This is a genomic window from Phenylobacterium sp. GW821-FHT12F10 (assembly GCF_058806695.1).
In genome coordinates this window covers 95191-108748 of record NZ_JBXAPY010000001.1, presented here as the reverse complement: position 1 = coordinate 108748, position 13558 = coordinate 95191, and the positions used below count along the sequence as shown (strand labels likewise).

Below are 13558 nucleotides of genomic sequence, written 5' to 3'. Positions count from 1 at the left end.
CTCCCCCGCTGGTCATCCCCGCCCGCGGACGGTAGAAGCCCTCAACCCATTTAAGAACCGCCTGAACGAGAACAACAGACCACTCATGGCCGGACATTCCAAGTTCAAGAACATCATGCACCGCAAGGGGCGCGCCGACGCGGTGCGTTCCAAGCTGTTCTCCAAGCTGTCGCGCGAGATCACGGTGGCCGCCAAGTCGGGCCTGCCCGACCCCACCATGAACGCTCGCCTGCGCCTGGCCGTGGCCAACGCCAAGGCCGAGTCCATGCCCAAGGACAACATCGACCGGGCCATCAAGAAGGGGGCTGGCGGCGACGCGGAGTCCTATGACGAGGTGCGCTACGAGGGCTTCGGCCCCGGCGGCGTGGCCCTGATCGTCGAGGGCCTGACCGACAACCGCAACCGCGCCGCGGCCAACATCCGCTCCACCTTCTCCAAGAACGGCGGCAACATGGGCGCCTCCGGTTCGGTGGCCTTCATGTTCGATCGCCTGGGCCAGATCGTCTATCCGGCCAAGGTCGGCAGCGAGGACAAGGTGATGGAGGCCGCCATCGAGGCCGGCGCCGAGGATGTGGAGTCCGACAATGAGACCCACACCATCTTCACCGCCTACGAGGCCTTCGCCGAGGTGGCCAGCGCGCTGGAGGCGAGCCTCGGCGAGGCCAAGTCCACCAAGATCATCTGGCGACCCAAGAACCTGACCCCGATCTCCGGCGATTCGGTGGGCACCCTGATGAAGCTCCTGGACGCCCTGGACGACGACGACGACGTCCAGAACGTCTACGGCGACTACGAGATCTCCGACGAGGACATGGAGAAGTTCGGCTAGGCGTACGCGCCTAGTCCATCATCCGCACGATCACCGACTGGCTGGCGGTGGCCATCAGCTCCCCGTCCTGCGCGAACAGGTTCATGACGCCGTGGGCGAAGCCGCCGTGGATGCCGGTGATCTGGATGTCGCAGAGCACCCAGGTGGTGGGCACGATGCGGCGGATGCGCAGGGTGTTGTCCAGGCTGTTGCCGCCGCCCTGGCGACCCAGCGCCGCGCCGACCCCGGACGGCACATAGTCGGCCATGATCGCCAGCAGGCTGGCGTCGACGGCGAAGTCCTCCACCGGCTTGATCCACATCACCAGGCGGCCGTCGGCGGAGAGCTGGCCGGTGCGCGGCCCCTCGCCGTAGCGGCCCTTGGCCATGCGCACGTCCAGTCGGCCGTTCAGGTTGTCGCCCTGGTCGCCCCAGAGCACCGAGCGCTCGCAGTCTTCCGGCGGCGGCATGTCGGGCATGGTCACCCACTGGTGGGAGACGGTGCTGGGCCGCGCGCCGAGGGCGGCGTTGACCGTGAAGATCTCCTGGTCGCCGACGTGGCCGATCACCCGGGCCTGGCTGTTGTACTTGCCCTGCACCGGGACCCAGACGTCGAGGTCCACCACCGAGCCCGGCCGCGCATAGGAGAGGTACTGGGCCGTGGCCCAGATCACCGGCCGCGCGCAGGTCCGTTCCATGGCCGCGATGGCGCTGGCCAGGCCGATGCCGCCGTACATGAAGAGGTTGTCCGGCGGGCCCACGCAGACGGCGGGCGTCAGCGGCATGAACCAGCGGTGCGGATTGTGTGTGGCCTGGAGATCGAAGAAGAGTTCGCTCATGGCCGGGCCGATACCGCGCGGCGGCCGTCCTGTCCCGGATTTTCGCCTCAGACGGCGATGGCGACCTCGTCCTCGCCCAACAGGCGGGCGATCTCGGCGAGCAGGGCGGGGACGGAGATCGGCTTGGCCACCACCCCGTTCATGCCGGCGGCGCGATAGGCGCCCTGCTGGTGGGTCATGACATTGGCGGTCAGGCCGATGATGGGGGTCTGGGCCACGGGGCCGGGCAGGGCGCGGATGGCCCGCGTCGCCTCGATCCCGTCCATGTTGGGCATCTGGACGTCCATCAGGATCAGGTCGAAGCCGCCGTCCCGGGCCGCCTCCAGGCCGATCCGCCCGTCCTCGGCCTCGTCCACCTGGGCGCCCAGGCGGGTCAGCAGGGTGCGGGCCACCAGCCGGTTTGTGGGGTTGTCCTCCACCAGCAGGATGCGCACCCCCTCCAGCAGGCCCTCCTCCACCGACAGGGCCGCCACCGGGGCCGCGGCGGGCGCGTCGAAGTCGAGCCAGAAGGTGGAGCCCTGGCCCTCGACGCTGGTGAAGGCGATGTCCCCGCCCATCATCCGGGCGAGCGCGCGGGTGATGGACAGGCCCAGGCCCGAACCACCGAATCGCCGCGCGGTGGAGCTCTCGGCCTGGCGGAACCGCTCGAACAGATGAGGCTGGGCGTCCGGCGCGATGCCGACACCGGTGTCCTCGATCTCCAGCCGCACATGGCGCTGGCCGCCGGCCGCCGGCGTCACCTCGAGGCGGGCGGCCACATGGCCCCGGCGGGTGAACTTGATGGCGTTGCCCAGCAGGTTGAACATCGCCTGGCGCACCCGCACGGGATCGGCGGCGATCCACAGGTCGGCGCCGGCGATCTCGCGCCGCAGCTCGACCCCCTTGCCGCGGGCCTGGCCCTCCAGCAGGGCCACCACGGCGTCCAGGGCGTCGCCCACGTTCATCGGCTCGGGCGTCAGGTCGAGCTGTCCGGCCTCGATCTTGGAGAAGTCCAGCACGTCGTTGAGCAGTTGCGACAGCATCAGGCCGCAGCCGGCGGCCTGGCGCATGAGCTCGCGACCCTCAGGCGAGATCGGCTCGCTCTCCAGCAACTGCAGGGCGCCCAGCACCCCGTTCATGGGCGTGCGAATCTCATGGCTGACATTGGCCAGGAACTCGGCCTTGGCCCGCGTCGCGCTCTCGGCCTCCGTCTTCGCCTCTCGCAGGGCCTGGTCCTTGGCCACCTGCTCGGTGATGTCGCGGCTGACGTCGATGACCGCCACCGGAACCCCGTGCTCGCAGACCAGCTTGGCGTTGGTCTGGAACCAGAGCCAGCGCCCATCCTTGTGGCGCACCCTGACGGTCACCACTTCCGAGCGCGCCGGGTCTGCGCGCATCCGAGTGGCGGCCTCCGCGATCAGGGGCCAGTCCTCCGGATCGATGATCTCCAGTCGCGACACCCCGATCAGTTCCTCGGGCCGGTAGCCGAGCACGCGCTCGATGGCGGGAGAGAGATAGGTGTGCACGCCGTCCATGTCGGTGCGGGCGATGATGTCGGTGATGTTGTCGGCCAGGACCTCGTACTGGTGCAGGCTGGCGTTGACCGCCCGCTGCTGCGCCTGGGCCGAGGGGGTCTCGATGGCGCGGCCGCCGACGAAGATCAGCCCCAGGCCGAGGGCCATCAGGATCGGGGCCAGCTCCATCCAGGTCCGGCCGTCGCTGACGCCGACGATCAGCAGGGCGCAGATCGCCGGGACCGCCCCGGTGGCCAGGAACACCGCCGGCGTGCTGTAGAACAGCAGGACCGCCAGGGCGACGACGGTGATGCAGAGGATGGCCGCGGTGGTGCGGCCGGCCAGGGTGTCGGCGTTCCAGAAGGTGACTCCCAGCGCCAGCCACCAGAGGCTGATGGAGGTGAAGCTGACCAGGAAGTTGATCCGGGCCCGATTGCGGACGCCGGCGCCGCGAGCCTGGCCGCGGCCGGCGAGCCAGAGCCAGGCCTCCAGGCACAGGAGCGCCGCCAGCCAGCCGGCGGCCATGATCGGCGACAGGATCAGGGCGGCCATCACCGCGCCGAACAGGCTCAAACCCAGGCGCGGCAAGGTGACGAAGCGCACCGCGGCGGCGGCCTCGTCCAGTCGCACGGTGAGGGGTGGGCTTGAGATCGTCCGACTCCAGGGCAGGCGCGAGACGACGCGCGGTCAGGATTCTGGGTACCCTGGCTCTACTGTTTGGAGTGCTAATCGGCGCTGCGACACATTCGCCCAACAGCGGTTCGAGCATAGCGGGCTTGCTTTCTGGCCGCCGTTCATGTGTTTAGCCGCCCTGCCGAGCGCTTCTCCGAACCTGACCCGCGACGATCGCGGTGGGCCCGCCGCCTCGCCCCCAAAGACCTCAGGAAGACCGCGCCATGCAAAGTTCCACAGCCTTTACCCGTGAAACCGTCCAGCTCGACGGCGAGACCTTCTACGACTGCGATTTCCAGAAGTGCCGCATGGTCTATGCCGGCGGCGAGGCCCCGGTCTTCACCGACTGTCGCTTCGAGGACTGCGACTGGAAGTTCGAGGAGGCCGCGGCCCGCACGCTGGAGCACATGAAGGCGGTCTGGAACGCCGGCGGCAAGCAGCAGCTCCAGGGCCTGATCAAGGAAATCACGAGCGGCGGCGCGGCGAAGTCGTAAGCGCGAGATAGGCCGCGGCCGCCACGGCCACCGAGGGCAGGGTCGCCCCCAGGCCGGGCTCCAGGCGGGAGACCGCCTGGTAGGCCGCGATGCCGATCGCCCAGGCCGCCAGGCCCCGCAGGCTGAAACCCCCGGTGAACCAGTAGGCGCCCCCCGTCTGGGCGATGGCGTCCGGCTCGATCCGCCGGCGCCGCACGACGAAGTGGTCGGTGAGCAGCACCCCGAACAGGGGAGCGAAGACCGAGCCGATCAGCAGCAGGAAGCCCTCGTACCGCGCCAGGGGGGCGAAGAGGGCGATGAGGGTGCAGACCGCCCCATAGGCGAGCGCCAGGCGCGCCGGCCGGGCGCGGACCAGGGTCGCGGTGGACACCGCCGCGGAGTGGATGTCAGCGAAGGTGTTGTCGGTCTCGTCGATCAGGATCAGCAGCAGGGCCACCCCGCTGCCGGTGGCCGCGAGCGCCGCCAGCAGCATCCCCTCCCCGCCGCCGGAGGCGAGCGCATAGCAGGCGCCGAGCGCGAAGAACCAGATATTGGCCAGCAGGTAGCCCGCCGCGCTGCCGCGGAACATGGCCCCCGGCGAGCGCCCGAAGCGGGTGTAGTCGGCGATCAGGGGCAGCCAGGACAGCGGCATGGCCACCACCAGGTCGACCCCGGCGCCGAAGCTCATCTCCCCGGTCCCGGCCCGGGCCATCAGGGCGGGCAGGTCGTGGTCGGCCAGCAGCCGCCAGGTCAGCCAGGCCGCCCCGGCCAGCAGCAGCCACAGGCCCCAGGCCCGCAGGAAGCGGCGAACGAAGGACACCGGCCCCATCACCGCCAGCGCGGTGGCCAGCACGCCGAACAGCAGGGTCCAGAGCAGCGGGTTCGACACCCCGAAGGTCTGCCTGGCCAGGGCGTCGGCGGAGTCGCGCATGGCGATGATCTCGAAGGCGCCCCAGCCGGTGAGCTGCAGGGCGTTGAGCGCGGCGGGGACCGCGGCCCCGCGCACGCCGAGCGCCGGCCTCAGATTGCCGATGGCCGAGAGCCCGGTGTCGGCCCCCACCACGCCGGCGGCGGCCAGCAGCAGCACGCCGAGGATCGAGCCCAGGACGATGGCGGCCAGGGCATGGGGCAGGCTGAGGCCCGGGACCAGGAAGGCGCCGGCCTGCAGCACCAGCAGGCCGATCCCCAGGCTGAACCACAGGGAGAAGGCGTCGCCGGCGGCGAAGGCGCGGCGGCCCTCCGGAACCGGGGTCAGGGGATCATAGCTGTCATCGGGGCTGTCCATGGCCAAGGTGTATCAGGCGCTCGCGCGACGGCCAGCCCGCTTGGGCCGCGACGGGCCTTGGGCTAATCTCCCGCCATGAGCACCCTGCGCCGCCTGATCGACCTGCCCGGCATCGCCGAACTGGAATTCGCCTCGGTGATGAAGCCCGCGATGCGCGAGCCCGGCGCCCAGGCGCAGTTCCCGGAGCTCGACGAGGTCAGCCGCGCCAATTTCGGCCTCACCCTGGACGAGGCCGACGAGGTGGCCCTGCCCGCCGACTGGGACCGGATCGAGCGCAAGTCCGAGCGCGACCAGGTGGAGGCCTTCGAGGCCGCCGGCTGGGACGTCACCGACAAGCGCCGCCCCCTGAAGATCCTGCCGCAGTTCAGCCTGCAGATGTGGCTGGCGATCCGCGGCGTGGCCGGCCGCCTGCCCTACCAGGCCGAGGAGGACGTCGAGGCCAAGATGGCGTCGTCCCTGGCCGCCGACGCCGCCAAGTTCCGCCGAGATCGTTAGGCGGCGCGCCGCAGGGGCCGGGTCGATTCCGCCCCCACCTCGAAGGCGCCCACCAGGGCGGCCAGGTCGGCGTGCTGGGCCTTGAGCGAATGGGCCGCGGCGGTGGTCTGCTCCACCATGGCGGCGTTCTGCTGGGTGACCTGGTCCATCTGATTGACGGCGGCGTTGACCTCCGAGAGGCCGCCGGCCTGCTCCTGGGCCGAGGCCGAGATGGCGGTCACCGATTCGCCGATGGTCTCCACCCGCTTCAGGATGCGGGTCAGGGCCTCGCCCGTGCGGCCCACCAGGGTCACGCCCTCGCTGACCTTGCCGGAGGAGGCCGCGATCAGGGTCTTGATCTCCTTGGCGGCGCCGGCCGAGCGCTGGGCGAGCGCGCGCACCTCGGAGGCCACCACGGCGAAGCCGCGACCGGCTTCGCCCGCGCGAGCGGCCTCGACCCCGGCGTTCAGGGCCAGCAGGTTGGTCTGGAAGGCGATCTCGTCGATCACCCCGATGATCTGACCGATCTGGTTGGAGGAGGCCTCGATCTCGCCGACGGCGGTGACGGCCGCGGCTAGCACCGCCTCGGTCTGACGCGCGTCGGCGCGGGTCTCGGCCACCACGGCGTTGGCCTCGGCGGCGCGACCGGCGGTCTGTTTCACCGTCACGGTGATCTGGTCCAGGGCCGCGGCGGTCTCCTCCAGGGAGGCGGCCTGGTGCTCGGTGCGCCGCGACAGGTCGTCGGCGGCGCTGGCGATCTCATCGGCGCCCACGCCCACACCTTCGGCCGCGGCGCCGATGCCCCGCATGGCGGTCTGCAGCTTTTCGGCCGCCTGGTTGAAGTCGCGCTTCAGGACCTCGTAGTCCGGCGCTACCTGGGCCTGGACGCGGAAGGCCACATCGCCGTTGGAGAGGCGCGACAGACCCTCGGCCAGGGAATGGACCAGGACGTCGCGCTCGCGCTCGGCGGCCTGGCGCTCGGTCTCGCGCCGGTCCTTGGACTTCTCCTCCTCGGCCCGGAGCGCCTCCTGGGCGGCGCGCAGGTCGCGGCGTTCGAGGGCGGCCTCGCGAAAGACCACGATGGAGCGGGCCATTTCCCCCAACTCGTCGGCCGAGACGGCGACCGGGACAGGCTTGTCATAGTCGCCCGCCGCCAGGTCCGACATGTAGGTCACCAGCACCGAGAGGGGGCGCAGGAGCTTGCGGCGCAGGATGGCGATCACCGCCACGCCGCCCAGGGCGGTCAGCAGCGCCGCCAGTCCGGTCAGGGCCAGGTCGCGGCGATTGTCGGCGACGATCTTGGCTTCGGCGGCCTCGGAGGCCTGGGCCTGGGCCCGCAGCAACTTGGTCATTTCGCCCTGGGTGGCCTGTATGGCCTGGGTCATCCGGGCGGCGGCCGCGTCGAACTGCGGCATCATCGCATTTCCTCCCGCCGGACCCTGGTCCACATAGACGTGAGCCATGCCGACCCCGGTCTCATGGAAGGCGTCGAAGCTGGCGGTCGCCTGGTCGATCGCCGCCACCAGGGCGGGCGCCCCGAGCTTGAGCGCCATGGCGCGGGCTCTGGCCGCGTCGGTCCTGAAGGCGGCGGCGTTCGCCTCGGCCGCGGCCCAGCCGTCGTCGAGGCCGTCGAGCCCGCGGGTGGCGGAGACATCGGTCAGGAACTGCTGCACCTGGATGACATCGATCTGAACCTGCTTGCTGATCGAGACCAATTCCAGGGTGTCAGCGGTGCGCCGCGCCGTCGCGGCGGTCTCCTGCTCGCGCGCCCGCTCGCCCATCAGACCCATCAGGCCCTCGCCCAGGGCCGCGCCGGCGGCGAAGATCACCAGGGTGACGACGATGGCGGTCAGATACCGCTCGATGGCCCGGGATTTACGCGTCGGCTGGGGAGAACTGGACATGGGTACGCCTGATGTTTGGAGGCGCCAAAGGGTCACACCGGCGTTTAACCAAACCATAAGCCTTTCGGTTAACGCCAAATATTAGACAGCAATTCGGGCCCCATATATCCCCACACTGGGTATACTCAACGATGAACCCCTGTAATGGCCATACGCAAAATGAGTATATAGGCGAGGTCCGATTGAGGTCGCGCGGTCCCGTGCTTAACCGGCCGCGCCAGGACCTGGGGATCCGGCCGGAGGACGCACAGCGCCTCATCGGCCATATCGCCGCCTTTACGGCCCTATCCCGGCGGCGGCGTGGCCTAGTCTGGGGTGAAACACAGGAGGGTGCAGCCGTCGACGCAAGGATATCTTTACTATGAAAATTGAGGATTTCCGCAATCTTTGCGTTACTTATCCTTATTACTTCTATTCTATACATGAATTTTAGAGGCAATTACGACGAGACACACTGTGGCGTTATTCAGAGGCGGGACCGGACGGTTGCGAAGGCTTTGCGCGGCGACGGTCACCCTGGCCCTGGCCGGCGCGGCCGGCGCCCAGGCGGCCGCGGCCGAACCCCACGATCCCGCCCTGACCCTCGCCCTGGACTACAGGCTCGACAGCGTCGGGGTCCTGCGCGGCGGCGCGGCGCGGGGAACCGACCTGCTGGACGGCCTGACCCTCAGCGCGGACCTGGACCTGGACCGCGCGGTCGGCTGGGTGGGCGGGTCTGCGCACCTGGACCTGCTCAACACCAGCGGCGAGGCTCCCAGCCTGCGGGCGGGCGCCCTGCAGGGGGTGGACGCCCTCGAGGTTTCCGCCCAGCGGCTGCGCCTCTACCAGGCCTGGCTGGAGCAGAGCCTGGCCGGCGGCCTGGTCAACCTGCGGCTTGGCTTCTCCGACGTCAGCGGTGAGTTCGGCGTCGCCGACGCCTCGGGCCTGCTGCTCAATCCCAGTTTCGGCATGGCGCCCGACTTCGCGGCCAGCGGGGCGGCGGCCTATCCCTCCACCTCGCTCGGCCTGCGGGTGCGGGTCGAGCCGAGTCCGACCACCTATCTGCAGGCGGCCCTGGTCAACGCCCGCACCGGCGTGCCCGGCGACGACGGCGGCGCCGATCTCAGCTTCGACGACGGGACGGTGCTGGTGGCCGAGGCCGGCGCCACCGCGCGCGGCAAGGTCGCCGTGGGCTACTGGCGCTTGACGCGCCGGCAGGAGGACCTCGCCGCCCTGGACGCCGGGGGCCGGCCGGTCCGCCGCGCGGCCCAGGGGGCCTACGCCCTCGTCGAGCGGCCCCTGACCGAAGGGCCCGTCCGGGCGCTCACCGGCTTCCTGCGCGCCGGGATCGCCGAGGGCCGCACCGGCCCGTTCCGCGGCAGCGTCCAGGCCGGCCTGCTGGCCGCCCCGGTCTTCGCCGGCCGGCCGGACTCCAGCCTCACGGTCGGGGTGACCTACGCCGCCCTGGGCCGCGCCTATCGCGACGCCTCGGTCCTGGCCGGCGGCCCCGTCCTCGACCGTGGCGAGACGGTGCTGGAACTGGCCTATTCCGACGAGCTCAACGACAGGGTCCGCCTGCAGCCCGGCCTGCAGTTCATCCATCGCCCCGGCGGCGACCCGCAGGTCAAGGACGCCGTCGTCGCGTCGCTGCGTGTGGACATCGGGTTCTGACCGCCGAAAATTCGATGCCGCGGTATGGCGCTCTGGCGTTTCCGCGCTAGGCTCTGACCCTTGTCTTCAAGGAACCCAGCATGCCCCGCTCACCGGACTATCTCGGCGCCGTCGGCATCGGGGTCAGCGACCTGGCCCGCTCCGTCGACTTCTACACCCGCGTCCTGGGCATGACCCAGATCCAGACCTTCAAGCTCGACTATATGGACGAGGTGGTGGTGGCCTTCGAGGGCCGCACGGCGGTGGTGCTGATGCACTACACCGACGGCTCGGCGCGCAACTACACCGACAATCCGGTCAAGCTGGTCTTCTATGTCACCGACCCCAAGGCGGTGAGCGACAGGATCAAGGCCGACGGCCTGACCATCCTCCGCGAGCCCACCCCCATCGCCACCCTGGGCGGGGCGGTGGTGGGCCTGGCCAAGGACCCCGACGGCTACACCATCGAACTGCTCCAGGCGCCGCCGCCGAGGAGCTAGCCCGCCCGCGGATAGAGGATGATCTGGGTGCAGCGGAAGGCGGCCATCAGCTGGCCGGTGGCCGCGTCGGTGAGGGTGGCGTCCCAGACCTGAGTGGTGCGGCCGCCGTGCAGCATCTGGGCGGTGCAGACCACCGCGCCCTCCCGCAGGGTGCTCATGAAGTTGCACTTCACCTCGGCGGTGGTGAAACCGCTGGCCCCCTCCGGCCAGACCGTGGAGACCCCGTAGGCGCAGAGGATGTCGGCCACCGACAGCAGGCAGCCGGCGAGCAGGAAGCCGGTGTGGGCCACCAGGTCGGGCCGCACCTCGAACCGCCCCACCACCCGGCCGTCGGAGACCTCCGTCACCGTCAGGCCGAGATGGCCCGGCAGCTTGCCCTCATTGGCGCGGTTCAGGTCCTCGACGGACGTGTTGTTGCGGGTGTTGGCCATGTCTCTCCCCCTCGTTGCGCCCATCTAGCGCAGAGCGCCGGGCCTGTGTCAGGGTCGCGGCGCGGAAAATGCGGAGGGCCGATGGCCGGGATGGATCTGAGCCGGGTGGCCGAGCGCCTGGCGGCCCGCCGGCCGCCGCGGGGGACCTATGTCGTGGGCGTCACCGGCGCCGTCGCCGCCGGCAAGAGCGTGTTCGCCCAGGCCCTGGCCGAGCATCTGGCCGCGGCCGGCGAGCGGGTGGAGTTGGTCTGCACCGACGGCTTCCTGCTACCCAACGCCCGCCTGGCGGAGCTGGAGCTCACCAACCAGAAGGGCTTCCCGCCCTCCTACGACCACGCCGCCCTGCGCGCCGCGCTTCAGGGCGTGCGCGAGGGGCCGACGATCTTCCCCGGCTATTCCCACGTCACCTATGACGTCGACCCGGCGCTCGCCCGCACCCTGGATCCCCCGGACGTCCTGGTGATCGAGGGGCTGAACCTGGTCCCGACCCACGGCCCCTCCCTGATCGACACCCTGGTCTATCTGGAGGCCTCGGAACCCGACCTCGAGGCCTGGTACGTCGCCCGCTTCCTGAACCTCTGGGAGGCCGCCGAGCACGACCCCGCCTCCTTCTACGCCCGCTTCCGCGGCATGAGCCGGCCCGAGGTCGAGGGCCTGGCCAGGATGGTCTGGGAGAAGGTCAATCTGAAGAACCTGCGCGACCACATAGCGCCGGCCCGCGACCTGGCCGACCTGGTGGTGCGCAAGGGGCCCGACCACGCCATCGTGGGCCTGGAGGCGCGGACTCAGTAGACGATGGGACGGGCCTTCTGCGGATAGGCGCGGCAGTCGTCCTCCACCCAGCGGATGCGGCGGGCCTCCAGCTCGGCCTTCTGGGCCTCGATGTCGGCGTTGTAGAGGCAGGGCAGGATCACCCGGATCGGAATGTGCTGGTCCTCGCTGAGCGCCAGGACGAACTTGGCCACGCTCTGCTTCATCATCTGGTAGTCGGCCTGCTGGCCGCGCCGGAAGCCGTCGCGGTCGCCATAGCCGCTGACCGCAAGGTCCCCCTCGCGGGCCAGGGCCCGGCGCTCCACGCCGTCGCCCTCCCAGGTCCCGGGGGCGATGTAGTTGGACAGCTTGAGCACGTCGAAGGGATTGCCCAGCAGGCCGAGGCTCACCAGGGCCACGGCGTCGCGCTCGTTCAGGCCGACGAAGCGGGCGCTGAAGCCCGCGTCGACCGTCTTCTGGAAGGCCACGCGCCCGGTGCGCCGCTCGACGATGCGGTAGATGGCGCGGCTGCGGCTCTCGAAGGTGGCGCCGAAGGCCGAGCCGTCCAGGTCGACGAACTCGATCTGCAGGCCGTAGCGGGCCGCGATGGGGGTGGGCGCCAGCATGCCGGACTTCTCCAGCAGCAGGGCCAACTGCGGCCGGAACTGGGCCTGGTTGGCCTCGGAGAACAGGAAGGAGTGTTGGCTCATCCCCGAGACGTAGTCGACCACGACGGTCTGGTAGAAGGGATGGCCCGGGGGCACGGCGAAGGCGATGGCGTTGCGCAGCGGCGGACGCTGCACCTCCAGCATGGTCTGATGGGAGGCGCAGGACGCCAGGCCCAAGCTCAAGACCGCCACCAGGCTCGTCAACCAGCGCATGTTCGTCCCCCTCGCGCCGCAAGCTCTACCTTGAGGAGGGATAATGGAAGATTACGCGCCCCAGCGGCCGATCGGTGATTGACCCCATGCGGCGGCTTTGCGAGACAACCACCGCCCTGGGTTGAGTCTATACACCTAGGCCTACTGCATGTTGCCGCCCTCCCGGGCGCGGATCGAGGGCCCCGATGACGACCGACGCCGCCGCCATCGGCTCCGCACGGCCGCACCTGGACGGGATCGAATCCCTGCGCGGCTATGCCGCCTGCGCCATCATCGTCTTCCATGTGATCCACTTGGCCGGGGTGGCGACACCGGGGTCCCTGAGCTTCATCGGCGGGTTCTTCGGCTTCGCCGTGCCGCTGTTCTTCGTCGTCAGCGCCTTCAGCCTGGCCTACGGCTATCAGGGCCGGCTGGGCACGGGCGCCCAGGTCGGGCGGTTCTATCTACGGCGGCTGTTCCGCATCGCGCCGCTCTACTACGCCATGCTGGCCTTCACGGTGCTGGCCTATCGCCCGGGGTCCTGGATCGGCGCGCATCCGGGCGAGCTCGCCGCCAATCTGACCTTCGCCTTCAACCTCTTCCCCGCCCTGGTGGACGGGATCGCGCCGGCCTCCTGGTCCATCGGGGTGGAAATGCTGTTCTACGCCATCCTGCCGCCTATCCTGCTGCTGGTGCGGGGCGTGGTCTCCGCCGCGCTCGCCACGGTGGCGGCCATTGGCCTGGCTGTGGCGTTCGGGGTACAGATGGACGCCCAGGGGGACATTCCCGGCGGCTTCATCCAGCACGGCTTCCTCTTCAACCTGCCCTATTTCGGCTTTGGCCTGCTGGGCTATTTCCTCTACCGCCGGGCCTCGTCCCGGCTGGCCGGCGGCGCCCTGATCGCCGCGGGCCTTGGCCTGGTGATCCTCTATCTGATGACCCTGGTCAGCCCGCCGCTCATGCCCGGGCGGGCCGGCAACACGGTCTATCAGGCGCTGTGGGGCGGCCCTTTCGCCCTGCTCTGCCTGGCCATGGCCTGGCGCCCGCCGCTCCTGCTGTCCAATGTGGTGACCCAGTTCCTCGGCAAGATCAGCTTCAGCCTCTACCTCGCCCATCCCCACATCATCGCGGCTCTGAACGGCATGGGCGCCTACCGCAACATCGAGAGCCTGCCGGGGGGCTCGGGCGTGCGGTTCCCGGTCTCAATCCTGCTGACCCTGGCGGTCGCCATCCCCTTGTCCTGGGGGCTCTACAAGCTGATCGAGGAGCCGGGCATGGCCCTGGGTCGGTCGCGCCGCGGCGGTAAGCCCCTCGCCCTGGCCCAGGCGCAGGCGCAGGCGCAGGCGCAGTCCGTAGCCTAGGCGGCCCGACCGCGCCAGAACACCCTTCCTTAACCCCGATCGCCGCTGTATCACCGGAACATATCCCGAACGCCTGAGTC

At 70.1% G+C, this 13558-nt stretch carries 13 protein-coding genes; 7 read left to right on the top strand and 6 right to left on the bottom strand.

Annotation, left to right across the window (positions count from 1 at the left end; translation table 11 throughout):
• Window positions 1-85 precede the first annotated feature (85 nt).
• The gene (locus tag AC1RN5_RS00575) at window positions 86-829 is read left to right on the top strand and encodes a YebC/PmpR family DNA-binding transcriptional regulator (RefSeq protein ID WP_493039352.1); all 744 of its coding nucleotides are present in this window, start codon (window positions 86-88) and stop codon (window positions 827-829) included.
• Between the two features lie 10 nt (window positions 830-839).
• On the opposite strand, the gene AC1RN5_RS00570 is transcribed toward AC1RN5_RS00575, so the two are convergent.
• Window positions 840-1646: an acyl-CoA thioesterase gene (locus tag AC1RN5_RS00570; protein ID WP_493039351.1), complete on the bottom strand. Its 807-nt coding sequence runs from the start codon at window positions 1644-1646 to the stop codon at window positions 840-842.
• Window positions 1647-1693: 47 nt separating this feature from the next.
• The gene (locus AC1RN5_RS00565) at window positions 1694-3769 is read right to left on the bottom strand and encodes a hybrid sensor histidine kinase/response regulator (protein WP_493039350.1); all 2076 of its coding nucleotides are present in this window, start codon (window positions 3767-3769) and stop codon (window positions 1694-1696) included.
• A gap of 266 nt (window positions 3770-4035) precedes the next feature.
• On the opposite strand from AC1RN5_RS00565, the gene AC1RN5_RS00560 reads away from it, so the two are divergent.
• A complete protein-coding gene (locus tag AC1RN5_RS00560) occupies window positions 4036-4305 on the top strand; it encodes a hypothetical protein (RefSeq protein ID WP_493039349.1) in 270 nt (89 codons plus the stop codon).
• Here AC1RN5_RS00560 and cytX read toward each other — a convergent pair.
• Window positions 4277-5569, bottom strand: a complete 1293-nt coding sequence (gene cytX / locus AC1RN5_RS00555; protein ID WP_493039348.1) for a putative hydroxymethylpyrimidine transporter CytX — start codon at window positions 5567-5569, stop codon at window positions 4277-4279. The two genes, AC1RN5_RS00560 and cytX, sit on opposite strands and share 29 nt — an antisense overlap.
• Window positions 5570-5644: 75 nt before the next feature.
• Between cytX and AC1RN5_RS00550 the strand changes: the two genes are divergently transcribed.
• Window positions 5645-6064, top strand: a complete 420-nt coding sequence (locus tag AC1RN5_RS00550; RefSeq protein ID WP_493039347.1) for a hypothetical protein — start codon at window positions 5645-5647, stop codon at window positions 6062-6064.
• On the opposite strand, the gene AC1RN5_RS00545 is transcribed toward AC1RN5_RS00550, so the two are convergent.
• Window positions 6061-7947 (bottom strand): methyl-accepting chemotaxis protein, encoded by a 1887-nt coding sequence (locus AC1RN5_RS00545; protein ID WP_493039346.1) that lies wholly within the window; start codon window positions 7945-7947, stop codon window positions 6061-6063. The two genes, AC1RN5_RS00550 and AC1RN5_RS00545, sit on opposite strands and share 4 nt — an antisense overlap.
• A 486-nt stretch (window positions 7948-8433) precedes the next feature.
• Between AC1RN5_RS00545 and AC1RN5_RS00540 the strand changes: the two genes are divergently transcribed.
• Both AC1RN5_RS00540 and AC1RN5_RS00535 read left to right on the top strand, forming a co-directional pair.
• Window positions 8434-9597, top strand: coding sequence for a carbohydrate porin (locus AC1RN5_RS00540; RefSeq protein ID WP_493039345.1), 1164 nt, complete (start codon window positions 8434-8436; stop codon window positions 9595-9597).
• A gap of 80 nt (window positions 9598-9677) precedes the next feature.
• Complete coding sequence (locus AC1RN5_RS00535; protein WP_493039344.1) at window positions 9678-10076, top strand: VOC family protein; 399 nt, start codon at window positions 9678-9680, stop codon at window positions 10074-10076.
• On the opposite strand, the gene AC1RN5_RS00530 is transcribed toward AC1RN5_RS00535, so the two are convergent.
• The gene (locus AC1RN5_RS00530) at window positions 10073-10507 is read right to left on the bottom strand and encodes a PaaI family thioesterase (protein ID WP_493039343.1); all 435 of its coding nucleotides are present in this window, start codon (window positions 10505-10507) and stop codon (window positions 10073-10075) included. The genes AC1RN5_RS00535 and AC1RN5_RS00530 overlap by 4 nt on opposite strands.
• Window positions 10508-10588: 81 nt before the next feature.
• On the opposite strand from AC1RN5_RS00530, the gene AC1RN5_RS00525 reads away from it, so the two are divergent.
• On the top strand, window positions 10589-11299 hold the full coding sequence (locus tag AC1RN5_RS00525; protein ID WP_493039342.1) for a type I pantothenate kinase: 711 nt from the start codon (window positions 10589-10591) through the stop codon (window positions 11297-11299).
• Here AC1RN5_RS00525 and AC1RN5_RS00520 read toward each other — a convergent pair.
• The gene (locus AC1RN5_RS00520; protein ID WP_493039341.1) at window positions 11293-12138 is read right to left on the bottom strand and encodes a hypothetical protein; all 846 of its coding nucleotides are present in this window, start codon (window positions 12136-12138) and stop codon (window positions 11293-11295) included. The two genes, AC1RN5_RS00525 and AC1RN5_RS00520, sit on opposite strands and share 7 nt — an antisense overlap.
• A 185-nt stretch (window positions 12139-12323) precedes the next feature.
• Here AC1RN5_RS00520 and AC1RN5_RS00515 point away from each other — a divergent pair, with 185 nt between their 5' ends.
• On the top strand, window positions 12324-13478 hold the full coding sequence (locus AC1RN5_RS00515; RefSeq protein WP_493039340.1) for an acyltransferase family protein: 1155 nt from the start codon (window positions 12324-12326) through the stop codon (window positions 13476-13478).
• Window positions 13479-13558 lie beyond the last annotated feature (80 nt).